The following is a 23,885-nucleotide window of genomic DNA, read 5'->3' on the forward strand; positions in this document are numbered from 1 at the left end:
CACTATACCTGTCAATGAAGCAGTTTACAAATAATAGTGTGTCTTTCTTCATAAATTCAAGAAGATTTTTTTTCGAAAAGGGTTATCCATAATCCGTAATCATAACGGCTGGCCTTTATACATATTTTAACGTATAAAGAAAACGTGTCTATAGACTGACTTTAGGAAAGGAAGGAAACCTTTTGGAGGATTTCCCTTATTTTTTATATGACCCTGGCCTATTTCCGCTTCCCGTAGGGTCAGTGAACATGAATCGGGAACTGGAAGGAACATTGCGTCCATACTCGGCAACCAATCCAGATCTGTTAGTTAAATCGGCAAAGTCATCGCAAGCTTTATTGCTTGATGTAAAAAAAGTCATGGATACATTAGCCACATCCAAGCCTTTCTCAAACAGGTTGATGACTGCCGCCCAAGCATCGAATAAGAGTTTAGTGGTTGATATGATCCGAAAGATAGGGATTAAAAACGAACCTGATATCAAGTATAACCCTGATGGGATCCGTTTTGATTTCTATCCCAAAACAGGGGATGAAAATTGTCATATCATCATCAGCTTGAAATGGAGGGATATATAACGTCCAACACCTTTTTTGTAAAAAAAACGAAGCCTATTTTCGGCTTCGGATCCTTTTTGGTTCATTTTGTTTTCGATTCAAAGGTTTCAACAAATAGTGCAAGCGTTCGTGCCATCACACCTGTCGCCCCCGCCGTGCACAATTCGGAGCTGCTCGAGGTTGTGGATGTTCCAGCAATATCCAGATGGACCCACGGAGTGTCTTCGGCAAATTCGCCTATGAAGGCTCCACCCATGATGGCATGTCCTGCCCCGCCAGGTGAATTATTTAAATCCGCTATTTTACTATTGCGTACCCGCTCTTTGTCCTTTTCTGTAATAGGCAATCTCCACATAGGCTCCCCGGCCTCCTCTGAGGCTTTAACCACTTGTTCATAGAATTCTGCGTCATTGGTCATTGAACCCGTCATATCCATGCCCAAGGCCGTTATAACACCCCCCGTTAATGTAGCAACGTCAATAAGGTAGTCGGCACCATGATGTTTAGCGTAAGTTATGGCATCCGCCAAAACGAGCCGGCCTTCCGCATCCGTATTCAATATCTCTATCGTCTTGCCGCTCATGGCAGTGATCACATCATCCGGCTTGAGTGCTTCACCGCTGATCATGTTATCAGTGGATGGAATGACAGCCACGACATTTTGATCCGGCCCTAATTCGCCGATAATTTCCATTGCACCTAAAACAGCTGCGGCACCGCCCATATCCGTCTTCATTCCAACGATTCCGGCCTTCGTTTTCAATGAGTATCCACCGGTATCGAATGTGATGCCTTTACCAACCAACCCGATTACATCTTTCCATTCATCTTTACCTTGGTACTTCAGGACGATCATTTTCGGAGGTTCGACTGAACCTTGATTGACAGCAAGAAGGGCTCCCATTCCCAATTTGAGCATATCCTCCTTCTCCAGGATTTCCACTTCAAAGCCATAACGTTCGCCCAAAGTAGATGAATAATCCGCCATATCCGTGGAAGTCAACAAATTGCCTGGTGTGTTAACCAATGTTCTTGCAGAGTTCGTCGCCCTTCCGAAGACTTTCCCTACATGAAGTGCGGCCCCGACCTCTTCTTTATCCGATTCACTGTAAACCGTAATCGATTCAAGGCTTTTTTCGACCTGGTTCGATTTTTGCTTGTATCCGTCAAATTTATAGGAAGCAAGTTCAAAAGCCTCGGAACAAGCATGCGCTGCGTCCAATGCATCCAGGTTTTCGGTCGTGAATGTATCCAGAGCAATAGATAGCGTCGTTAGCCTGGATTCTTTGATCGTTTTACGCGCTTTTCCAAATGCTTCTCGCAGCGTTTCAAAGGATAGCTCCTTTTCCTTGCCCAATCCTACAAAAATCAATCTCTTTATGCCTAATTTACCTAATGTATGTATTTTAACTACTGATTTTTTCTTGGAAGGGATTTCTCCCGCTTTCACTAACTCGGTTAGCTGACCATCTAATCGTTCATCTGCCTCTTTCCCTATGCCTGTGAATTTTACGGGTCTGTCAAATACGCCTAGAATCAGGCATTCGTCAATCAAATCTATATTCAAGGAATCTTTTACTGTGAACATTCTGCTACCTCCTCCATTCGATTACCTTCATTATAACGAAATCTTTCGAAATTTTCGAATTAGGCCCATGAAAATAATATTAACAAGGGATATTGTTTAGAATGTGCCCCTTTAGAGTAATAGTATAAGGAAGATCATATTTAATACTAATAACCAGCAGGGAATCGACAGGACTGAATGGAACTAATAATAAGGGCCTTGTACCGAGCAGGATTTCTTATTTACCCATATATGGATTTCATCGTTACTTATAACTAGAAAGAAGGCTGATACTCTTGGAATTATTTCTCAACTTCCCTTTAATCGCAGCATTGATTGCCATTTTCTTTGCTCAATTCATTAAAGTGCCCATCCACTTCATAGCTTTTCGTAAAGTTAACTGGTCACTTCTTAACTCCACAGGCGGTATGCCAAGTTCCCACTCTGCGGCCGTGTCAGCTTTAACCGTAGCAGTAGGGATTGAAACCGGAATGGATTCTCCTGTATTTGCCGTTGCCGCGATCTTTGCCGTCATCACGATGTTCGATGCGACAGGAGTAAGACGGCAGGCAGGAGAACAGGCAGCCGTCTTGAACCAGCTCGTCACGGACTTCAATACATTAGTCGAGCAAGCAAAAAACTGGCAGAAAAAAGCGGATAAACAGAAACAGCAACAATTAAAGGAACTGTTGGGCCATAAGCCAATCGAGGTATTTTTCGGAGCCTTGACCGGAGTATTCATTGCACTGGCACTTCACTTTTTCATCTTTCAAGGGTAGGTGGTCAATTTGAAAATAATCTCTCTTTGCCCCAGCAATACGGAACTCTGCACATATCTAGGGATAGAAGATCAGCTGATCGCTATCGATGACTACTCTGACTGGCCTGAAACCATACAGCACCTTCCTAGAGTGGGGCCTGATTTATCGATTGATATCGATCATGTAGAATCACTGAAACCCGATTTGGTGCTGGCTTCCCTTAGTGTACCGGGTATGGAAAAAAATATTGAAGGATTAAAAGAACGGAACCTCCCTCACATCATCTTCAATCCGCAATCACTTGAAGATATCGCAAAGGATTTGCTGACCTTGGGCGGGGCCATGAATCTTAATGATAAAGCAGAGGAGCAGGCAGCAAAATTCCGGGATGCCATCCTTCAATATAAAAATGTCGCCGACAAAATCGAAACAAAGCCGTCCCTATATTGGGAATGGTGGCCAAATCCCTTATTCAGCCCTGGGGGAGTTAACTGGTTATCCGAGATCAGCCTTCTTGCGGGAGGATATAATCTTTTCGAAGATGTGGAAATGGCAAGCATTCAAGTCACGTCCGAGGAGGTTCAGAAAAAGGATCCCGACCATATTTGCTTAGCTTGGGTCGGTGTCCCATTACGAAAAGTCAACCCGGCGCTTGTCAAGAAACGGCAAGGTTGGGCCGATATGAAGGCAGTCCGAGCTAACAATATCCACATTATGGAAGAACCCTTATTTTGCCGGCCTTCCCCCCGTTTACTGGATGGGCTGTCAAAATTGGCAAAGACTCTGCATCCTGAGGAGTACAAAGGCATGGCTTAAGGGCGTTTCGAATGAACAAAAAAGCTGCCCCAATTGTGGCAGCTTTTTTAACTCCATCATTTCATTAAAAAGCAAAGGAAGATACATTCTCGTTCAATGTTTTTCCGGCGATTTTAGGCTTGAATACTTGCCTGATCTTGGTTTCATTCAACTTGTTTAGCTGTTCTTCAGATAACTCGCCGTTCCCTTTTTGCACAACATAAACTTCAAGGGTTTTCTTTCCCCACTTCTCGTACACATCTTGTACGGTGTCATAGTATAGATCCAGATGGTTTCCTTTGATCGCCCCGCCCTTGTCCGCTACAACCCCATATCCATAGCCCGGAATCCAAAGGATGGTTCCGAGGGGGAATACGGCAAGATCAGCGGCTATGGTTGAAAACAGATCCCGTTTCACCTTCACACCTGAATAAGTGATTCCATAAGATGGGCTCTCCGGGTACTTTCCCGTTGATTCATACCCTGCTGTATATCCTGTAGCCAAAACTTCATGCTTCGGATATTTCAAGAGCTCGATTGCCTCCAATATCGTCGTAGGACCACCATTGCCCGTGGATGCGGAAGACATTAGCGTTGCCACTTGACCTCCACTATGGATCGCTTTATATTCGAGACCAAGCATTCGATGTTGTCTCATTGCCCCTTCAAAAGGATGATCTTCAGGCATAGCCCCAAAAACATGATTTAAGGTTGAATCGATGGCCAAGATAAATAATATGATAATAGCAACCCTCAAAAATAATGCCTTTACAATCTTCATATGTATTCCACTCCTCTCACAAGGATATTTGTTCCCTTTCCAGAGAGAAAGTATTCATAAAGCATGAAAAGATCCAATTTTTCTTAATCGAGTAGGAGGAGGCACCTAGCCTCCGACCTCTCACACCACCGTACGTACCGTTCGGTATACGGCGGTTCAGTTTAAGTCTGACGTAGTTTTGTATATCGTTCATATAAACTTTCTAACCCTTGATTGTGCCAATAAGCATTGTTGAGGGTTTTCTGTAGAATGGGGCTATGAGCAATACGCCAATAGCCTTTTCTACTATTTCCCCATTCATGTGCTTTTCCGGAGGGTACACCTAGCCCTTTGAGTTTTCTTACTCTCGTTCTTGGTAGCTTCCACTGTTTCCATAGGCACATCCTGAGCCTTCTTCGAATCCATGAATCTAATCTCCTCAATATGTTCGGGGTATCAATGAGAGCGAAATATCCTACCCATCCTCTAAGGTATTGTTTTACCCTACCTATTCTGAATTCCATGGGTATTGGTGATTTCCTCGAGGTCATTTCCCTAATTCGTTTCTTTACTCTCTTCAGCGATTGTTGATCCAATCGAACCTTCGGGTTCTTCTTTGACCTTGTGAAACTAAAACCGAGAAATGTTCTGTTCCAAGGACGATCAACCTTTGTTTTCTCATAATTAACCTTTAATTTCAATTTACTCTCTATAAAGGATGTGAGATTACTCATGGCTCGATTGGCGGCTTTCCTTGTCCTCACGAAGATATTACAGTCATCTGCATACCTCACGAATCGAAGATTCCGCTTCTCCAGTTCTTTATCTAGTTCATCCAGAATGATATTAGATAGTAAAGGACTCAATGGACCTCCTTGCGGAGTTCCCTCCTCACTTTTATGAAAAAGTCCGCCTATCATAACGCCTGCTTGAAGGTATTTACGAATCAGTTTGAGAACTCGTTTATCTTCAATTTTTCGCTCTAACATTCCCATGAGCTTGTCATGATTCACTTTATCGAAGAACTTCTCCAAGTCCATATCCACTACCCATGTATAACCTTCGGCTATATAGGACTTTGCCTTTCGAACCGCCTGGTGACCTTGTTTGTTAGGACGAAATCCATAGCTATTCTCCGAAAAGGTTGAGTCATATATCTTGGTCAATATTTGGGCAATGGCTTGTTGAATGAAACGGTCTAGAACGGTTGGAATACCCAATAACCGAACTCCGCCGTTTGGTTTCGGGATTTCGATACGACGGACGGGCTGCGGTTGATAGGTACCCTGTAAAAGGGCAGTTTTCATGTTGTACCATTCGGTTGCGAGGTGCGGTCTCAGGTTTTGAACCGGCATTCCATCTACACCATGGCTTCCCTTATTTCTTTCTACACGCTTCAATGCCTGTATTAAGTTTTCCCTCTCTAGTATCTGTTCCATTAACATCGTTGATATCCTTTCTACGTGGATAAATGGTCTATTTGTGCCTTTATCTGCTCCACCCTTTTGAAGTTCCTCGTGTATTCACCACATCTTCCTTCAAATAAGTTCCGTTAGGAATTGTTTGCTTCTTTGCAGATAACGAACGCCTAGTATTCATCCTCCTTAATCTGTTCGGTCCTTCCTTATCTTCTCGAGTAGATAAGTACTATGACCTCTGCTGACTTCTGATGATTCAGCTGTCCATCACTGGACAGGTTACCAAGTGTACTTGGCTGTCATCAGACCTCCCCGGGTAAGAGTGCAATCTTTCCCTCCATCTATCTGCTTCATTTACTCTGTACCACCTTCGGCAGTAAGGACTTTGTTTTGTTTGGCAAACTCATCCAATGATACCTAGCCTTATATGAAGTTCGTGTTCCTCAGACCGGAGGTTTGCCGCTTGCTTCCTTCAGATTCCACGTCACCGTGGACACCCTTGCATTAAGCTAACCATTACTACTGCCTTCATGGTTCGGGACTTACACCCTATAGATTGCACCCATGCCGGGCGCACCAAAAAAAGGACCGTCCATAAATGACGGCCCTTCCCATTATCAAAACATTTGATATCCTTTATTCCTTAGAATCCTGATGACCACACCAGCTAAAACCGCGCCAAGCAGCCCGCTTGATAAAATAATGATGTCTGCCGTATGCAGGGCTGTAAGGTTCGTTCCAAGATTAGAAAAAGATATTCCCGGATTTCTAAAATATTCTATTAGCTTTGTTTCATTGACAATGATGATGAAGACGATTGGAAATAAGATGACCATAATCCAAGAAGAACGGAAGAGCATATTCAGCAAAAAGCCAATTCCGAAAAACAATATGAAAAATAAGAGTATTGAGATAATTAAAACAGGCAATGGCATGTTATTCTTGACCCTCCTTAAAAGCGACACCTTTAGTTTACTGAAAAAATAATTGCTACGTCAACGACTTAATGCCAAATAATGCCGAAGAAAAGATAATTACCCAAATCACATGAATAATTTATATGATGTATAGCCAAAATGATTTCCCGGATTCAACCCATCAAGCATCGTCTGCACTCTTTCCTTTTCAAAAGCTAAAAGCTGTTCCAATAATAACGATTGCTTCCCCTCTTGTATGAGTAAATCAGGGTCATAAAATTTAGCCTCATATAACTCATCCAATTGAGCAGTGACTTCAAAACTGACCGGTTTAAGTAAAAATACCAACATATTATCACTTATATCCCCTTTGATGACTCCGCTTCTAACGCCAACAATGCCTTCGATTTCTGTATGAATGCCCGTCTCCTCCAACACTTCCCTTACAACAGCTTCATCAACGGTTTCATCATTTTTGACAAAACCTGCCGGAAGCGACCACTGCCCTTTCAATCCACCATACCTTTTGTTCACGACCAGCCACTCGCCTTTAGCAGATATCACAAGGCCGGACACTGCCAGCCAAACATTTTTGCATCTTTCCACCAAAACCCACTTCCCCTGCATTCATTATAAGTAGTGTAAACTCCAAACCGCTAGAGTACATACGTAATGCCAAAGCGGTCAAAGGGGAGGATTATTAAATCTAGTGCTTCGTCATCCTTGCCCCCATTATATTCCACATATGATAGGTGCATACTCCCCGTCTCCGCTTCATGTCACGCTCATCGATAGATGCCATTGAAAAGGCCATTCAGGGAAAATCCCCAAATGGCCATCACTTATCTATCGAAAAAATCAAAGGACGTTGAATTTACCTTTCTTAGCAACCAAGGAAGCTCCGCCAATCATTAGCAATGCTCTGTTATCAACCATTTTCTTCATGAATGATGCAGTCTTGCCTGTAACTTTCTTGCCGAACACAACTCCAATCGCATTGTCATCACCAAGTGAACATACCGTTCCTTTGTTTTCGAAAGTGAATGTTTCAAGGTCACTTTCGTTACGAACCAATTTAGTCAGGTTCTTCGCAATGACTTCACCTTGTTGCATGGCGATTTGTGCAGTAGGCGGGTATGGGCGATTAATTTCTTCGTTGATGATCAACGCGCAATCCCCTACAATGAAAATATCGTCATGACCCGGTGCACGCATGTCAAGGTTCACTTTAATACGTCCGCGCATTGCTTCAAAACCTGATGCTTCAATCACTGAATTACCACGCACGCCAGCTGCCCATACAACGGTCCCCGCCTTGATTTCTTCCACTTCATCTTCGCCTCTTGCGACGATGATACCTTCAGGAGTTGCCCCCTTGATCGGTGTACCGATTTTGAATTCCACACCTTTTTTCTCAAGGTAGGAAACTGCATAATCCACTAATTCCGGATCGAAGCCAGGGAGGACGGCTGGTGCTGCCTCTACACAGTACATACGAACCTTTTGGAAATCGATATCGTATTCTTTACAAAGTTCAGGGACACGGTTAGCTAATTCGCCAAGGAATTCGATACCCGTAAATCCTGCTCCGCCAACAACGATCGTCAAGCGGTCTTCATTTTTCTCGACCTCAGAACTGTACGTAGCAAATTGCAATTGGATATGATCACGGATTTCACGTGCAGTGTTCACGTTAGAGATAGAGAAAGCATATTCTTTTAGCCCTTGGATTCCGAATGTTTCCGATTCCGGTCCAAGTCCAATCACTAGGTAATCATAAGAAATTTCGCTTTTTTCAAGGATGACTTTTTTGTCTTCTGTTTTCACTTCCAAAACAGAATCTTGGATGAATTTAACTTTGCTGCCGTTAATGACACTTTTGATTGGATAGCGCACACGATCATGATGAAGCGTACCAGCAGATGCTTCATGCAGCCATGTTGTTTCATAGTGGTAATCATTTTTGTTAACTAATACGATTTCAGCTTCATTTTGACCTAATGCCTTCTGTAAGCGAGTAACAGTCATCAGTCCACCATAACCTGCTCCTAAAACAACGATAGTTGGCTTTTTCAAAAGTATTCGTCCACCTTTACGATATTTTCTTGTGATGCTTTCCATAACTAAAATCTATTGTCTATCTTTTTAATTTCCATTATAAAAAGCACTCTTATACATTTGTGACGTATTTCACGTAATACTTCGAAATTGTCATAAAAAATTCACTAAATGATGTCTAAGTAAATTTTAGTCTTTTTCCATACCTTTTTCAAGTAACAAACCGAACTTTTTCGCGTGAAAATAAAGCTGAAAAACGATGCTATTCACCCCGTGAAGGACCATATTCATACTATATGTTCAACCTTGGTAAAGTGTATTTTTACCCACTTATGAAAGGGGGTGAACAGTATTCATAATGTAACCGTCCCGTTATAGTCGAAACTTTCTCACTTTTCTAATCTTTCTCCGTTTTTTAAAAGATTATCTATGTTAAAATAAGAGAATAAATTTCAGCAAACCTAGTATATCGGAGGGATAAAGTTGGAAGTTAACGAAAAAGTTTATGACATCACCATCATTGGCGGAGGCCCAGTCGGATTATTTACTGCATTTTATGGCGGCATGAGGCAGGCATCCGTAAAAATCATCGAGAGCCTACCGCAATTAGGCGGACAATTGTCGGCCCTTTATCCTGAGAAATACATCTATGATATCGCAGGTTTCCCCAAGGTACGTGCTCAGGAGCTAGTGAATAATTTGAAAGAACAAATGGCAAAGTTTGAACAGACTGTTGTCTTGGAGCAAGCCGTTCAAGAAGTGGAAAGGCAAGCAGATGGAGTTTTCAAGTTAACGACGGATAAAGAAATCCATTATTCCAAAACCATTATCATCACAGCTGGAAATGGGGCTTTCCAACCCCGCCGCATCGAAATTGATGATGCAAAAAAATATGAAAGCAGCAACCTTCACTATTTCATCGATGACCTCAATCATTTTGCTGGCAAAAAAGTGGTGATCTTCGGAGGTGGGGATTCAGCAGTCGACTGGGCACTTATGCTTGAGCCGATCGCCGAGAAAGTGAGCATCATTCACAGAAGAGATAAATTCCGTGCCCACGAACATAGTGTAGAAAACCTTAAAAATTCAAAAGTTGATATAAAGACTCCTTACATACCTTCAGAGTTGATTGGTACAGACGGCCGGATCCATACAGTTGTCATCAAGGATACAAATGGTGAAGATACAGAGACGATGGAGGTAGATGCAGTCATCGTCAACTACGGCTTCGTTTCTTCTCTTGGCCCCATTAAGGAATGGGGACTTGATATCCAGAAGAACAGTATTTTGGTGAATTCAAGAATGGAAACGAATATTCCAGGAATTTATGCAGCCGGAGATATCGCAACATATGATGGCAAAGTCAAATTAATCGCAAGTGGTTTTGGCGAGGCCCCCACTGCTGTCAATCACGCCAAGCAATATATTGACCCAAAAGCAAAAGTCCAGCCCATGCATAGTTCTTCCATGTTTTAACAATATTACACAAAAACCGGCTTTCTTTAAGCCGGTTTTTGTGTCCCTAATTCCAGGATTGTGGATAACTGTTTTCCATCGGAGCACTTTTTCGTCCTTCCCGCACTTCTTTCGACCGTTCACGATTTTATTCGTCCTTCATGGCCCTTCAACCCAAACAAACTGAAGGGGGGCACTTGTAAAAGTGCCCCCCTTTTCCAAATGAACAGAAATTGTTAGCAATTCTCCGGTGTACCGGCGTTTTTTGCCGTTTTGAAGGAAGACCCGCAACCGCATGAAGCGATAGCATTTGGGTTTTCGATCGTAAAGCCTCCACCCATCATCGTTTGTTTATAATCAATTACCGTTCCATTCAATATATCTGCATCCCCGTTATCAACAAGGATCTTAATTTCAAACTGTTCCAGCTGGCTATCTTTCTCTCCGGGCTCATTTTCAAAACCCATTCCATAGGATAATCCACTGCAACCCCCGCCTTTGACGGCCACTCTTAAAAAGGAACCCTCTTCACCATTTTGTTTCATCATTTCTTTTATCTGAAAAGCAGCAGCTTCCGTTATTTGAACAACTTCACTCACAATAAATCCCTCCTTCTTCTTATAAGTGAGATAGAACTATTTCTCTTTATAGTATATACCAAAGAATTTCCCACGCTCAATTTTCCGGCTTGAAAAAATTCATATTCCCGCACCTATTTTACCAACATTATTTAAAAAATGGTTTATAATAAGGTTTATGGGTATATAGGACTGGATGTTTTGACCCAATCAAAAAAATTTAAAGTAAGGGAGGTAATCTCCATCGAAGATATACAGCCTCTATATGACAAAAACATGGAATGCCTTCTATGCAAACAAAAATCAACCACAAAAAGGGTACGATCGCATTTTGTAAAAGTAGAAAAATATGACACGGACTTTTGCCCCATTTATGCTGATTCAGCCGTTAATGCCCTTTACTATAATATTTTTGTTTGCCCTCACTGTGGCTTTTCCTATTCCGATGATTTCTCCCGGTACTTCCCTCAAGCCACAAAGGAAATCATTATGGAAAAGGTAAGCTCCAAGTGGGTTCCCCATCATTTCAGCAATGAGAGATCCATTAAAGACGCTATCAATACTTACAAGCTGGCTAGTTATTGCGTAAGCAAGAACAGGGCAACTCCCCCCCGTTGCTTGAGCTATGAATGGATAAAGCAATGAAAAGGCTGTCCCAGGCAGGAACAGCCTTTTTACGTTGTTGATGATTAAAACATGTCAAATTCATCAATGAACTTATATATTTTATCTACCAATTCATCCGTTGTGTCACCGGAAACCACTTCACCGTTTACAAGCGCATATAAGTTACTGGAGCATTTGCCGCAATATCCCAAACAACCGTATTCTAAGATATCTAAATTCGGATCGCGCTCCAATCTTTCCAGGGCCTCTTGAGCACCGCTAGCCAGATTGCTTACACAAAATTCAATAATCGGGTACATTGTTTCACCTCACAGTTACTAACAAACCATCTTATTACTTTTCCCAATTACAGTCAATATTTACGCATATAAAATAAGCCGATTTTAAGATACAGGTTGTGATTTCCTTTTATATTCGTTATACTTTTGTCGGGGTACGTAAAAAAGAATATTAATTAATTTTTTATTCTTACTACTATTGGGGTATATATATTTAAATAAACTTAAAAAGTTCATTTGGGGAAATCCTATAATGGGATAGTTGTTTTCACAAGTGAAGCATTTATCAAATTTTTAAGAGATCAAATAAAGGGGAAAATAATATGAAGAATTTAGTCATACTTGGTGGTGGGTATGGTGGTATGCGCATGTTGCAAAGATTGCTGCCTAATCAGCTTCCTGAAAATGTGAGCATCACGCTTATCGACCGTAATCCTTATCACTGCTTAAAAACGGAATATTATGCTTTAGCAGCAGGTACCATTCCTGATCAGCACATCCGTGTTGCATTTCCTGAACATCCTCGCTTGAAGAACGTATACGGAGAAGTACTTTCCATCGATATGGAAAATAAACAAGTCATTATAGAAAATCAAGACCCTGTCGTTTATGATGATTTAGTCATCGGCCTTGGCTGCGAAGATAAATACCACAATATTCCTGGAGCAGACACACACACCTATAGTATCCAAACAATCGATAAATCACGAAGCACATATTCAGCTTTGAATAATTTAGGGGCTGGTGCAACCGTTTCTATCGTAGGTGGCGGACTTAGCGGTGTTGAGCTTGCAAGTGAATTGATTGAAAGCCGTTCAGATTTAAACGTTAAGCTATTTGATCGTGGACCGCATATTCTATCTGCTTTCCCAGAAAGATTAAGCACATTTGTCGAGTCTTGGTTCGATAAACATACAATCGATATCGTCCATCATTCAAATATAACCAAAGTTGAGCCAAACCTTCTTTATAATGGCGACGAAGCAGTTCAAAGTGACGTCATCGTTTGGACAGCTGGAATTCAGCCAAGCAAAATCATCCGTGATATGGATATTGAAAAAGACCGTCAAGGAAGAGCGGTTCTGACTCCTCAGCATTTCCTTCCTACTAATGACAGCATCTTTGTGGTCGGTGACTGTGCAAGCCTGCCTCATGCACCTAGTGCTCAATTAGCCGAGTCCCAAGCTGAGCAAATCGTCCAGGTCCTTGTGAAAAAATGGGCAAATGAACCACTTCCAGAAAGCTTCCCTACCATGAAATTAAAAGGGACATTAGGTTCTCTTGGGAAGAAACAAGGTTTTGGTCTTGTTGCAAACCGCCCTATTACGGGAAGAGTGGCACGATTAATGAAATCAGGCATTCTCTGGATGTATAAATACCATAACGGTTGATTCCAAACCTTCTTATGCGATTACATTTTATAAAATGACCCATAAATGAGCTGAGCGCAGCTCATTTTGGGTCATTTTCTTTTTTCTTCCATTATATATCACACCTGTATTATATATCCATGTTTTTCCATGGTTTCTACCACTTTTTTGAGCCGCACATTTCCTTCTTCAATAATTTCATCTTCAATGAGGACCAGTGGATAAAATAAATCTTCTTCGATCATCTTCATGGCAAAGCTCTTTTGCTTCACCTTTTCTGGAGGATTGTATATATCTATATAGGTTATTTTGAATTTCTGCTCAGGGAACTTTCTCGTTAATGCAGCCTCAAGCCACTCACAAGTATCTTTCGAAGAGGGAAGATTTACACAGCTCGCGCAAATTTGCTCCGCTCCATACACTTCTATCTCAATTTCTTTCATCACTATACTATACCTCCATCATTTTAATATTTTCACTTCATTTTGAATACTTTTAAGAAACATTCACCTGTTTCCATCTTACCAGAATAATATAGATTATATTTCCGCAAAGTTACAGTTGGATTTTTTACTACCTTCGCATTATAATATGATTAGGAAAGGAGTCGATTGCAATGTCTGAACAAACAATGGAAGTTCAAGTTCAAGAAGTCCTAGATAAACTTCGTCCGTTTCTTCTTCGTGATGGCGGTGACTGTGAACTAGTTGACGTAGAAGATGGAATTGTAAAATTACGATTACTAGGAGCCTGCGGGAGCTGTCCTAGTTCGACCATTACGCTAAAAGCTGGGATTGAGCGTGCCCTTCTTGAAGAAGTCCCTGGTGTAGTGGAAGTTGAACAAGTTTTCTAATAGCCCTTTAAATAACATGCAGCGTATGGATGAAGGATCACCTCATCTATAAACGTTCAACCTTTTTCGTGCAGACCGGAACCTTTTCTGGACTGTTATAAAATAAAGCTGACCCGGCTTTTGCCCTATCAAATGATTTGATACGGCTTTACGCGGGTCAGCTTTTTTATAATCTACTTAACTCAAGCATGGCTTACGATTTCAAAAATTTCAATTCCCTTTTTTCTTGTTCCGAAAGAATTGCCGTATGGCTGCCATCATTATCGATTTCCAGCTCTTTCACAAGAAATTCCGGAAATTTCTCCTTCAATCCCGTTAACACACTTTCACATTTTTCTGCGGATGCCAAGCATAAAACAGTAGGACCTGCTCCGCTTAAGGCTGTACCAAATCCGCCTTCTTTATGGACAACTTCTTCTATAAGTGCTAAATGAGGGACTAACTGCGCCCTATAGGGTTGATGGAAACGATCATTTTGCATCATTCTACCAACAATCTTCCAATCTTTGGATAAAATTCCCGCAAGCAAAACATTGGCGGCTGCACTTCCGTTTATCGCTTCTTTATAGGAAAGCGAATTAGGAAGGACTTCTCTTGAATCCTCAGTAAGCAATTCAAAATTGGGAATGACTGCAATCACCTTAACTCCTTCGATCGGAAACGAAACGACATCCGTTCTTTCCTCTGTATGCAGACCCACAACCATTCCACCATACACAGATGCCCCTGCATTATCCGGGTGCCCTTCAAAGAGGGAAGCATGCCTATTCTTTTCCTCATCGGATAAATGGAGTTCACCAACGATGTTCGCTAATTCAATACCAGCTACAATGGCAGAGGCACTGCTTCCAAGCCCCCGTGCCAGTGGAATTTCACTAGAGACGAAAAGCCGGCATGGGGATAGTTCCTTTCCATAAAAGGCAGCCGTTTTCTTGGCAATTTGGACGATATAATTACGGTCATCCCTTGGAAAAACAGACATCTCTTCTGAGAGGGGAACGACTTCCCAATGATCTGATGTAGATCCGTGTATTTCCAAGTAAAGTCCTAAGGCCAGGCCGATGGAATCGAATCCTGGTCCTAAGTTGGCCGTACTCGCTGGTACACGGATCAAGAACATCTCGGAATCTGCACTCATGCCTGGTTCACACCTTGCAGATGTTCTAAAATGACCTCTTCATCCATTGGCAACAATGTCGGTTGAATCGTACTTGTATCGACTGCCACATTCGGATCTTTCAATCCATTTCCTGTAAGTACAGCAACGATCTTGCTTCCTTTTTTGATTTCACCGCTTTTTAATTGTTTATAGATGCCTGCAATGGAAGCACATGATGCTGGCTCAGCAAATACTCCCTCTTTTTTAGCGAGGAAATGATAGGCTTCCAGAATTTCTTCGTCTGTCACCTCATCAATTTTACCTTTGGATTCATTTGCTGCTTCCACAGCGAAGTTCCAACTGGCTGGATTACCAATCCGGATGGCAGTTGCAATCGTTTCGGGGTTTTCGATAATGGTATCCCTGACAATTGCAGCCGCACCTTCCGCTTCGAACCCTCTCATTTCAGGAAGGCCCGTTTGTTTCGATTCATTATATTCTTTAAACCCTTTCCAGTAAGCCGTGATATTACCTGCATTGCCGACTGGGAGCGCCAATATATCCGGTGCAGAGCCGAGAGCGTCACAAATTTCGAAAGCCGCTGTCTTCTGCCCTTCAATCCGATATGGGTTGACTGAATTCACAAGAGTTATCGGTGAGCTCTCACTAAGTGAACGGACGATTTTTAAAGCCTGGTCGAAGTTCCCTTCGATCGAGATGATTTCCGCTCCGTACATAACGGCTTGAGCGAGCTTGCCCATTGCTATTTTGCCTTCTGGAATGACAACGATACAGCGCAGGTTGGCACGAGCGGCATAAGCTGCGGCAGCAGCCGATGTATTCCCAGTAGAAGCACAGATGATCGTGTCGCTACCCGCTTCGATCGCTTTGGCGACGGCCATGACCATTCCGCGGTCTTTAAAAGATCCAGTTGGATTCGCCCCTTCATATTTTACATGTAAGTCGATTCCCCACTCTTCAGATAATCGATTCAGTCTAATTAAAGGTGTATTACCCTCCAAAAGGGATAGTGCAGGTGTATTTTCATTGACAGGTAAAAAATCTTTATATGTGCTTATAAGTCCTTGCCAGCTCATTTGATGTCCTCTCCTTCAACTCTGTATGTGCTCTTCACTTCTTTTACCATATTGTAATCATGTAATTTCTGTATTATTTGCTCAAACGCAGCCAATGTGGCAGTATGCGTAACTAATACGATTTCGGAAGATTCCTTTTCATCCAGCGGCAATTGAAGGATTTTATCGAACCCTACCCCATGCTCGGCAAATAAATTCGTGATTCGGGCTAAAACGCCAACTTCATCCTGAACATGCAATCGAATGAAGAACTTAGCAAAGATCTCAGTTGCAGCTTTTAATTGTTTAGGGTATTGCGGTGAAACCGCACTACGGCCATTTACGCCCAGCCTCATATTCTTGATGACCGTCACCATATCCGAAACGACTGCAGTCGCGGTCGGTAAACTGCCCGCTCCTGGTCCATAAAACATCGTCTCCCCTACAGCTTCACCATAAACGTATACCGCATTATATTCATTATTTACCGATGCTAACGGATGTGACTCCGGAAGAAGTGCAGGCTGGACGCTTACTTCGACCCTATCCCCTGCCCTAGAAGCGACGCCAATCAACTTCATTGTATAGCCAAGCTTTTTACTATATCTCAAATCCTCTTCGGATATCTCGGTGATGCCCTGTACATCCACATCATTCAAGCCAATGTTCATTGAGAACCCGAGAGTGGATAGTATCGCCATTTTACGGGCAGCATCCAATCCTCCTACATCGGCTGTAGGATCGGCTTCAGCGAATCCCAGCTCCTGAGCTTCCTTCAATACGTCACCATAGGCTCTGCCTTCCTTGCTCATTTTCGTTAAAATGAAGTTTGTCGTTCCATTGACGATTCCCATCATTTTCGTGATGCGGTCAGAAGATAATCCATCGACAAGACCTCGTAAAATCGGAATTCCGCCTGCAACACTTGCTTCATAGAATAAATCACATTGATTCTCGGTGGCCAATTCCAGCAGTTCCGGTCCATATAAAGCCATTAGGTCTTTATTGGCCGTAACGATATGCTTTTTATTTTTTATTGCTTCAATCAGATAACCGCGTGTTTCTTCAATTCCACCCATAACTTCAATTACAACATCAATCTCGGGATTCGAAAGGATATCCTCAGGATTGTCAGTTAACATACCTTTTTCAATATCGACAAGCCGCTCCTTCGTCGTGTCTTTGACTAGAATTTTCTTAATGGATATGGAACAGCCCACTTGATGCGTGAGCTTGTCCTGATGACTTTCGATGATTTGTACGACTCCTGATCCGACTGTACCTAACCCCAATAAACCGATCGAGATGGCTTTCATATTTGGTTCCCCCTTAAGAACTGTTTACCTGAAGAAAACATTTGTATTTGTATAGTAGACATTATAAGATTAATTCTTATAATTATCAATAGTTAGAAAAGATGGATGTACGAACTTTTTTGTCCATCCCTAGAATGAGTAAGAACGGATAACACTAAATTTAACCATTTGAAGATTATTACTTAACGCTCTTTAATGAATCATTTGTACCCATTACTATATGTGGCTTTTGCAAGGGATCCATCCATTTCAGTAAACTGAGGACGTTCTTTTCGGCAGTGGCTATACATCCCGCCGTCGGCTTTGTTTCCTCTCTCCATATATGAAGAAAGATTGCACTGCCTTTTCCTTTTATGATGGGATTCGTATTATAATTGATGACCGCCCCATACTTATATAGTTCATGATTCATCCTTTCGAAAGACTTCCATTTATCTGCGGGATTCCCTTTATAGGTTTTCCAATTGTTATAATCCTTTGATGTTTGATCATCAATCCAGTAGTCATAATTGGTCGTTTTCCTATAGCTCATTTTCATACCAGCCGGCTTCGTTTCGCTTCCAAAAGCAGTACCAAATGAATAAATCCCAACCGGGGATTTTCCATCGCCCTCTTTTTTGCTCTTCGTGAAGCCGTTCTTCCCAATGACGCCTTCCATCCCCTTTAATGCCCGTCTCCATTCACCTTGTTTCTTTTCATACGTTTGGATCGTGACCTCCGTATCACTCATCGATTTCCCTTTTACCAATACAACTTGGTTAACACCCTTTCTCATATCGAATTTCTTCAGAAGGGTTTTTTCATCGGAACTGAAAACCTCTTTTGCATCTGCCATCTTGATATATGCAGTCTTTTTTGAGTGACAGACCTTATACCAGTTTCCAGTTCTCCCACTTGCCGATAATTCTTTATTTTTGTTATAACTCTTTAATGTTTTACTTGCAGCCGACGCCTTTTCTTTCATATCAGTAGTAGACTTCATGACAATCCTGAATTGAGTTGCTTCACAACTTATTTTCGTTTCAGCTTTCGCAAGATTTGTCGTCTGGATGACTAAAAGGAATAAAAGGGCCGCCATTATCAATCTTTTCATGGACTCACCTTTCCACATCTTTAAGTAATTCACTTTAAATATCTAACTATTCAAAAAAATCTTGTTATCATCATAACATAGTAATTAAGGATGGATCATATTTCTTTCCTAAATCCAGTCAATTTGAGGTAAATTATATTGCTTGGCCGGAACTTCCGCCAATTCATAAAAATGTTTGAGGAATGATTCATATTGTTGGGAGGATTTCGTGATCGACGATATTTTGTCCTCCAATTCATTTGACCTTGATTCCGTCGTTTTTGAAAAATATTCTTCTACTGTTTCAAAGTAATGAATGGGAAATAGCATTCTTGAATATAACAACCGGGCTGAAAAGCTGGAGAATTGTTCTATAGCCTGATATTCGTGAAAGAAATGGCCAATGCCTTTTTGATGGGTATGTACATTTTGAAAATAGTGTTCCCTCACCCATTCCGCCACATCCCTGGTGCCGTGGTCGAACACCCAATCAAACGGATTTTTCATCCATTTATTGCTTTTCCAGGTATCATGTAAAAAACGTTCATAACATACTGTTCCACTATCGACAATTTGCGGGGCATCATCGATTTCCGTGTCGACCAAATATTGAATCGCATTTTCACCAAGTACCATATAATAGGGAAAGGTTTCTATAAATAATTTTTCAAACTGGTTATCAGGATGGGCATTGAGCTTATCCCTCCAAATCATTTCTAACTGATCGATCCTTTGTTCCCATAACTCTTTCCATTTACCAATCCTTGAACATGTTCGAATCGTTTCAGTAATATTTCTCCCACGCTGGTGAAATCTTGCCAGCCGTCTTCCTGGGTTGAAATTTTTCGGGCCATCTAAAGCCTGATTGGCAAGAAGGATGAATAATTGTTCATCCGCTTCCGAAACAAAACTTCCATGATTGGCAAGGACAAAGGCCGATACGTAGCGATCTCCTTGTGAAATCAGGTGTTGAGACATTTTATGCCGTTCCACTAATTCCTCCTGCTCCATATTTCCAATGGGAACGATGCTGTAAACCATATTCCCTGAACGGAAGCTTGGAAACCTGCTATTGGTTTCTTCAAGCCCTACCTGTATACCATAATTATTAAAAATGATTTCTTCTATCATGGAATGGCCCCCCTCATTAAATGGATATAATAGAAATATTGGACATCATATACTTATATATATGTGGAATAATCCGTTTTCTGAATGATTATCGAAACCTTATTGGAAATTCGCATTAAAACATGGGTTTTCATTTTGATCAATAAAAACTGCCGGCATTAGAACTATCCCTTTAAAATATAGAGAAATGGGTGATTACATGGCTAATATTGAACAATCAATTTCTGAACAAACGGCTCGAAGATGGTTAATTGAAAGAGGAGTGAAATTGGAGGATATCGCTGAACTTGTCATGTATTTACAATCGGGTTACCATGAAAATCTCCAAATGGCCGATTGCCTTCACAATGTAGAACGGGTCCTTTCAAAACGCGAGGTCCAAAATGCCATACTGACCGGCATACAGTTGGATATTCTAGCCGAGAAAAAACTGCTCGAGGAACCCTTGCTAAGCATCATTGAAATAGATGAAGGCCTATATGGGGTGGATGAAATATTAGCTTTTTCTATTGTGAATGTTTACGGATCCATCGGCTTTACTAATTATGGTTTCATCGATAAGCAAAAGCCGGGTATCTTAAAATATTTGAACGATAAAAGCACAGGTAAGGTAAATACCTTTCTAGATGATATTGTTGGAGCAATTGCAGCTGCCGCTTCAAGCCGGCTTGCCCACAGAACCGAAAATGCAGAGTAGTAAGCCATAATTCATTTCATCGATTTTCACTGTTTTGCGACATAAAAAAACCAGGGCTGCTTTCGCAGGCCTGGTTTTTTCATTCGAAGCGCCATAGGTCGAGCGTGTCCACCACATGCGTCGGCTGCTCCTTATATTGCTTCAAGCGTTCTTTGGTCGTTACCCCAGTATGTACAAGCAATGTGTCGATCCCTGCATTAATGCCGGCGAGGATATCCGTATCATAGTTATCCCCAACCATGATTGTCTCTTCTTTAGGTACCCCTAATACTCTTAGAGCCTGTTCCACTATGACGGATTCAGGTTTTCCAATGAAAATCGGCTGTACCTGAGTCGAAACGGAAACAACGGATGTCAAAGCACCATTCCCCGGCAAAAGGCCTTGTTCAGTAGGAATGGCAATATCGCCATTTGTTGAAATGAAAACTGCGCCATTTCTAACTGCAAGGCAGGCTTTTGACAACTTTTCATAATTGATGCCGCGGTCGATGCCCATTACCAAAAAGTCTGGATGCTCATCCACAAGCTTCATTCCTTTTTCCTTGAGAGCCTCGATAATGCCTTCTTCACCCACTACATAGACCGATGCAGCTACCTTTTGTTCAGCTATGTAATTCGCTGTGGCCATGCTTGTCGTGAAAACCTGATCATCTTCCGTTGATATGCCGATGCTTCTCAATTTATCCGCTACCTGTGCCGGAGTCCGGGACGAGTTGTTGGTGACGAATAAATAAGGGATATCCCTTTTTTTTAGGTCATTTATAAAACCTGCAGCTTCCGCAATTTGTTCAGTCCCGCGATACATGGTGCCATCTAAGTCAATTAAATACCCTTTATACGACTTCATTTGAATTCGCCTTCCTAACAATACTAGTTTTTAAAAGCAGATACAGGTCCCAATTCGTTTGTTAAATAGTTCCTCACCAAATTCGGGAATTGCTTAAATGCCGCGATATTTTCCGAGAATACCTTATGCAGTTCGTTGTGATCAACTTCAATGAAGTCTTGAACCAGCATTTTCCTTAGCGGCAAAACCTTTTTAAATTGTATCGCTTTTTCTTCTGAAATGACTTTTTCATCATGAAGGATATCGATAATATCTTCGTAACTTCCCGGATCACGCATAATAAAACCATCAATTACTGCATTTCCTACATCCAACACGGAATCGATGGAAGTCTGTATGAGCCTTTCAGCGATAAGTTCCTCAATGTCTCCATCCCAATTATCATGCCCTTCAAAAAGTCCAAGCTGCTTTTCAAGAAAACCTAATATTTGTTCAATCTTTTGGCGGTCTACAAAGTACATTTTTTCCAGATCCTTTCTGATCTAAGATGATATAGGAAGCATTACTATGGTTGATTGGCCAGCCAAGTTATAACCCTGTACCAAAACAACCTTATTCCTTGATAATACCATAGCTTCTCCCCTACTCTCAATTCCTTCAGCCACAACCTTTGAACCGATCCCTCTACTAAACATTGCAGAAACGTACATTGACTTCTTTACAGGGGTCGCATTTCCCGTCATCCATTGAAATAAAAGTAACCAAAATTACGTCCCATTTGCATTCTTGACAATTTTCCTTTAATCGAGGAAAACTCTCTCGCGGCATGATTGCTGGACGATCCTTAATGCATCAAGACGCGTGACGAAGTTCCTCCACCTTTGGAAGCCCGAAAATGTCTGTTCCCCTATTGAAGTCACTTTGTTATGATGGAATTACAAATGTGAACATAAGAAGGGAATGATATTATGGAAGATCGTTTTTATTTATACAATGACGTCGTTGATTCAAAAACCCGGTTCATAAGTTTCATGGGCGAAGAATCAAGATTCGATTTGGCCATTACGACAACTGATCGTTTTTATGGGAAGAAACTTGTTTTAAATATGCAGAGTAACCGATTCGCGATCATTGGACCTGATGATTTAGAAGAGGAAGGCTATCTTGAGCATGCCTTTCAGTTGTCAGAAGCGGAAGCGGAAGAATTAAGTCACTTTTTAATGGAAATCGTCTGAAAGCTGAAGTTTTTTTCTTAATCGGGAAAACCTACTGAATGTACGATTACATGAGGGGGGATTACCTTGGGCAAAGAAGAGGAAATATACCACGATTTCTCCAATGTCGAAAAACAGCGGGATTATTTAATTCCTGAAGAATTTCCCGAAGGACCTTTTGGATCATCCAGAGCAAAGGATGAACCAGTTCAAAATAAAAACACGCCATGGCAGGAAGGGCAACGATATCAAAGTGCCTTTAATTTTGAAAATAAATCGTTGCACGAAGACTTACCTCGAAAATATCCTGGTGCTCATCCGACACATGATGATCCAGAAAACCATGAGCAGCCTCCTTATAAAGGATACGGAAGCTCTTAACATGGAAGGCCAGAGTAAATTCTGGCCTTTTTCATTTCTTTATTTTCTTCATGACGAAATATGGACAGCCAAAATTGCAGTATTCATATAAATATTCAGTAAGTGTGCTTATTTTTGTATCGAAGGTCGCTTTCTGATTAGAATCATCAAAAAATCCACGCAGCCTCAATTGGCCGTAACCCCAATCCCCTACAATATAATCATACTTCGTTAAAATCTCACTGTATCTGGCTTTAAACGCTTCTTCGTTATAGCCTTCCCTTTCATCCTCGATTATTTCATAGGTCATGTTATTGATGTTAATCATTGCTTTCACCTCTCAAAAATACATTCCTTCTTAAATTATAACTGATTCCCCATCAATTACTAAGCGAAAAATAGAGAAATATGTTCATCCTAAAGTTACGGGGGTGTTATTGATGAAAAAAACGATAATAACAATAGGTTTAAGTTCGATTATTGCACTGACCGGATGTTCTAATAAACATGATCAGGGGCTCGGTGCAAAAAATCATGCTGGTAACCCAACAAACGTAAATAATCCGACCCAATATTATGACGAGGATTATCGCAATCATGACAATAAAAGTGATGATTTCGGTTTTACCCGCACCAATAGTACAACCATTGACGGCCGTAACATTTCTAACAAGGCTGCTTCCATTGACCGTGAACAATTGTCTGATGTCATTTCTAAGCTCAGTGTACAGATTCCAAATGTCAATGATGCGGCTACCCTCGTAACGGATGAGGAAGTTCTTGTCGTATACGATACAAATACCAAGGATCGGACCGAAACCGCTGACCAAGTTAAACGAACAGCTATGTCCGTCGTTCCTCGCTACTATCACGTCTACGTCAGTGATGATTTTCAAAACCTTTCCCAAGATGTCGAGAATTTCGCTACATTGAAATCCGGCAGCAAAGGGATGGACTATACGATTGAACAAACCATCAAAAGAATGCTGAAATCGCCTCAAGGATACAAAATGAGTAACGCAGAAAATGAAAACGGAGAAATGGTTAACGATAAAAGGGATCATCACGATAACATCCATCAAAAAATGGATAACCGTTAATTAAAAATGAAAGGACCGAATTTTTCGGTCCTTTATTTC

28 protein-coding genes are annotated in these 23,885 nt (G+C 41.4%); 11 read left to right on the forward strand and 17 right to left on the reverse strand.

What is annotated here, in order from left to right:
- The first annotated feature begins 248 nt into the window (after positions 1-248).
- On the forward strand, positions 249-578 hold the full coding sequence (locus UP17_RS22950; protein WP_155727468.1) for a YuzC family spore coat inner layer protein: 330 nt from the start codon (positions 249-251) through the stop codon (positions 576-578).
- A 61-nt stretch (positions 579-639) separates the two neighbouring features.
- Here UP17_RS22950 and UP17_RS22955 read toward each other — a convergent pair whose 3' ends face one another.
- Positions 640-2,145, reverse strand: a complete 1,506-nt coding sequence (locus UP17_RS22955) for a leucyl aminopeptidase (RefSeq protein WP_061465452.1) — start codon at positions 2,143-2,145, stop codon at positions 640-642.
- Between the two features lie 275 nt (positions 2,146-2,420).
- Between UP17_RS22955 and UP17_RS22960 the strand changes: the two genes are divergently transcribed.
- Together UP17_RS22960 and UP17_RS22965 are read left to right on the forward strand one after the other, a co-directional pair.
- Positions 2,421-2,903 carry a divergent PAP2 family protein gene (locus tag UP17_RS22960; protein WP_061465453.1) on the forward strand — a complete coding sequence of 161 codons (483 nt, stop codon included), beginning with the start codon at positions 2,421-2,423 and terminating at the stop codon, positions 2,901-2,903.
- Between the two features lie 9 nt (positions 2,904-2,912).
- Positions 2,913-3,701: a cobalamin-binding protein gene (locus UP17_RS22965; RefSeq protein ID WP_061465454.1), complete on the forward strand. Its 789-nt coding sequence runs from the start codon at positions 2,913-2,915 to the stop codon at positions 3,699-3,701.
- 64 nt (positions 3,702-3,765) lie between these two features.
- Here the strand turns inward: UP17_RS22965 and UP17_RS22970 are convergent, their stop codons facing one another.
- The 5 genes from UP17_RS22970 to UP17_RS22990 all read right to left on the reverse strand — a co-directional run bounded on the left by UP17_RS22970 (position 3,766) and on the right by UP17_RS22990 (position 8,851).
- On the reverse strand, positions 3,766-4,461 hold the full coding sequence (locus UP17_RS22970) for a 3D domain-containing protein (protein WP_061465455.1): 696 nt from the start codon (positions 4,459-4,461) through the stop codon (positions 3,766-3,768).
- A 161-nt stretch (positions 4,462-4,622) separates the two neighbouring features.
- Positions 4,623-5,885 carry a group II intron reverse transcriptase/maturase gene (gene ltrA / locus UP17_RS22975; protein ID WP_061465456.1) on the reverse strand — a complete coding sequence of 421 codons (1,263 nt, stop codon included), beginning with the start codon at positions 5,883-5,885 and terminating at the stop codon, positions 4,623-4,625.
- A 590-nt stretch (positions 5,886-6,475) separates the two neighbouring features.
- On the reverse strand, positions 6,476-6,793 hold the full coding sequence (locus UP17_RS22980) for a YuiB family protein (protein ID WP_061465457.1): 318 nt from the start codon (positions 6,791-6,793) through the stop codon (positions 6,476-6,478).
- Positions 6,794-6,901: 108 nt separating this feature from the next.
- Positions 6,902-7,402: an NUDIX domain-containing protein gene (locus UP17_RS22985; protein WP_061465458.1), complete on the reverse strand. Its 501-nt coding sequence runs from the start codon at positions 7,400-7,402 to the stop codon at positions 6,902-6,904.
- A gap of 231 nt (positions 7,403-7,633) precedes the next feature.
- On the reverse strand, positions 7,634-8,851 hold the full coding sequence (locus UP17_RS22990; protein WP_061465459.1) for an NAD(P)/FAD-dependent oxidoreductase: 1,218 nt from the start codon (positions 8,849-8,851) through the stop codon (positions 7,634-7,636).
- 465 nt (positions 8,852-9,316) lie between these two features.
- On the opposite strand from UP17_RS22990, the gene UP17_RS22995 reads away from it, so the two are divergent.
- Positions 9,317-10,309, forward strand: coding sequence for an NAD(P)/FAD-dependent oxidoreductase (locus UP17_RS22995; RefSeq protein WP_061465460.1), 993 nt, complete (start codon positions 9,317-9,319; stop codon positions 10,307-10,309).
- A 215-nt stretch (positions 10,310-10,524) separates the two neighbouring features.
- Here UP17_RS22995 and UP17_RS23000 read toward each other — a convergent pair whose 3' ends face one another.
- Positions 10,525-10,887 carry a HesB/IscA family protein gene (locus tag UP17_RS23000; protein ID WP_061465461.1) on the reverse strand — a complete coding sequence of 121 codons (363 nt, stop codon included), beginning with the start codon at positions 10,885-10,887 and terminating at the stop codon, positions 10,525-10,527.
- Positions 10,888-11,025: 138 nt separating this feature from the next.
- Here UP17_RS23000 and UP17_RS29630 point away from each other — a divergent pair, with 138 nt between their 5' ends.
- Positions 11,026-11,511, forward strand: coding sequence for a DUF2225 domain-containing protein (locus UP17_RS29630; RefSeq protein ID WP_081108940.1), 486 nt, complete (start codon positions 11,026-11,028; stop codon positions 11,509-11,511).
- Positions 11,512-11,555: 44 nt separating this feature from the next.
- Here the strand turns inward: UP17_RS29630 and UP17_RS23010 are convergent, their stop codons facing one another.
- Positions 11,556-11,792, reverse strand: a complete 237-nt coding sequence (locus UP17_RS23010) for a YuzB family protein (RefSeq protein ID WP_061465463.1) — start codon at positions 11,790-11,792, stop codon at positions 11,556-11,558.
- Positions 11,793-12,094: 302 nt separating this feature from the next.
- Here UP17_RS23010 and UP17_RS23015 point away from each other — a divergent pair, with 302 nt between their 5' ends.
- On the forward strand, positions 12,095-13,162 hold the full coding sequence (locus UP17_RS23015) for an NAD(P)/FAD-dependent oxidoreductase (RefSeq protein WP_061465464.1): 1,068 nt from the start codon (positions 12,095-12,097) through the stop codon (positions 13,160-13,162).
- Positions 13,163-13,260: 98 nt separating this feature from the next.
- Here the strand turns inward: UP17_RS23015 and UP17_RS23020 are convergent, their stop codons facing one another.
- The gene (locus UP17_RS23020) at positions 13,261-13,584 is read right to left on the reverse strand and encodes a YuzD family protein (protein ID WP_208857078.1); all 324 of its coding nucleotides are present in this window, start codon (positions 13,582-13,584) and stop codon (positions 13,261-13,263) included.
- A gap of 173 nt (positions 13,585-13,757) precedes the next feature.
- Between UP17_RS23020 and UP17_RS23025 the strand changes: the two genes are divergently transcribed.
- Positions 13,758-13,994 (forward strand): NifU family protein, encoded by a 237-nt coding sequence (locus UP17_RS23025; RefSeq protein ID WP_034310199.1) that lies wholly within the window; start codon positions 13,758-13,760, stop codon positions 13,992-13,994.
- 193 nt (positions 13,995-14,187) lie between these two features.
- On the opposite strand, the gene thrB is transcribed toward UP17_RS23025, so the two are convergent.
- The 5 genes from thrB to yutH all read right to left on the reverse strand — a co-directional run bounded on the left by thrB (position 14,188) and on the right by yutH (position 19,688).
- Positions 14,188-15,132 (reverse strand): homoserine kinase, encoded by a 945-nt coding sequence (gene thrB, locus UP17_RS23030; RefSeq protein ID WP_061465466.1) that lies wholly within the window; start codon positions 15,130-15,132, stop codon positions 14,188-14,190.
- Entirely contained in the window at positions 15,129-16,190 is a 1,062-nt protein-coding gene (thrC, locus tag UP17_RS23035) for a threonine synthase (protein WP_061465467.1), read from the reverse strand. The genes thrB and thrC overlap by 4 nt, the downstream gene beginning before the upstream one ends.
- Positions 16,187-17,485, reverse strand: coding sequence for a homoserine dehydrogenase (locus UP17_RS23040; RefSeq protein ID WP_061465468.1), 1,299 nt, complete (start codon positions 17,483-17,485; stop codon positions 16,187-16,189). The genes thrC and UP17_RS23040 overlap by 4 nt, the downstream gene beginning before the upstream one ends.
- Positions 17,486-17,663: 178 nt before the next feature.
- Positions 17,664-18,578 carry a L,D-transpeptidase family protein gene (locus tag UP17_RS23045; RefSeq protein ID WP_250211723.1) on the reverse strand — a complete coding sequence of 305 codons (915 nt, stop codon included), beginning with the start codon at positions 18,576-18,578 and terminating at the stop codon, positions 17,664-17,666.
- Between the two features lie 108 nt (positions 18,579-18,686).
- On the reverse strand, positions 18,687-19,688 hold the full coding sequence (gene yutH / locus UP17_RS23050) for a spore coat putative kinase YutH (RefSeq protein ID WP_061465469.1): 1,002 nt from the start codon (positions 19,686-19,688) through the stop codon (positions 18,687-18,689).
- A gap of 199 nt (positions 19,689-19,887) precedes the next feature.
- Here yutH and UP17_RS23055 point away from each other — a divergent pair, with 199 nt between their 5' ends.
- Positions 19,888-20,385, forward strand: coding sequence for a phosphatidylglycerophosphatase A family protein (locus UP17_RS23055; protein ID WP_061465470.1), 498 nt, complete (start codon positions 19,888-19,890; stop codon positions 20,383-20,385).
- Between the two features lie 79 nt (positions 20,386-20,464).
- Here UP17_RS23055 and UP17_RS23060 read toward each other — a convergent pair whose 3' ends face one another.
- Together UP17_RS23060 and UP17_RS23065 are read right to left on the reverse strand one after the other, a co-directional pair.
- Positions 20,465-21,232, reverse strand: coding sequence for a TIGR01457 family HAD-type hydrolase (locus UP17_RS23060; RefSeq protein WP_061465471.1), 768 nt, complete (start codon positions 21,230-21,232; stop codon positions 20,465-20,467).
- A 23-nt stretch (positions 21,233-21,255) separates the two neighbouring features.
- Positions 21,256-21,693: a DUF86 domain-containing protein gene (locus UP17_RS23065; protein WP_061465472.1), complete on the reverse strand. Its 438-nt coding sequence runs from the start codon at positions 21,691-21,693 to the stop codon at positions 21,256-21,258.
- 447 nt (positions 21,694-22,140) lie between these two features.
- Between UP17_RS23065 and UP17_RS23070 the strand changes: the two genes are divergently transcribed.
- Both UP17_RS23070 and UP17_RS23075 read left to right on the forward strand, forming a co-directional pair.
- Positions 22,141-22,407: a DUF3055 domain-containing protein gene (locus tag UP17_RS23070; protein WP_061465473.1), complete on the forward strand. Its 267-nt coding sequence runs from the start codon at positions 22,141-22,143 to the stop codon at positions 22,405-22,407.
- Between the two features lie 66 nt (positions 22,408-22,473).
- Positions 22,474-22,767 (forward strand): hypothetical protein, encoded by a 294-nt coding sequence (locus tag UP17_RS23075; protein ID WP_061465474.1) that lies wholly within the window; start codon positions 22,474-22,476, stop codon positions 22,765-22,767.
- A gap of 31 nt (positions 22,768-22,798) precedes the next feature.
- Here the strand turns inward: UP17_RS23075 and UP17_RS23080 are convergent, their stop codons facing one another.
- On the reverse strand, positions 22,799-23,074 hold the full coding sequence (locus UP17_RS23080; RefSeq protein ID WP_061465475.1) for a YutD family protein: 276 nt from the start codon (positions 23,072-23,074) through the stop codon (positions 22,799-22,801).
- A 112-nt stretch (positions 23,075-23,186) separates the two neighbouring features.
- Here UP17_RS23080 and UP17_RS23085 point away from each other — a divergent pair, with 112 nt between their 5' ends.
- Positions 23,187-23,846 carry a YhcN/YlaJ family sporulation lipoprotein gene (locus tag UP17_RS23085; protein ID WP_061465476.1) on the forward strand — a complete coding sequence of 220 codons (660 nt, stop codon included), beginning with the start codon at positions 23,187-23,189 and terminating at the stop codon, positions 23,844-23,846.
- The last annotated feature ends 39 nt before the right edge of the window (positions 23,847-23,885 follow it).

The sequence above is a fragment of the Peribacillus simplex genome (assembly GCF_001578185.1).
In the GTDB taxonomy this organism is placed as follows: Bacteria; Bacillota; Bacilli; order Bacillales; family DSM-1321; genus Peribacillus; species Peribacillus simplex_A.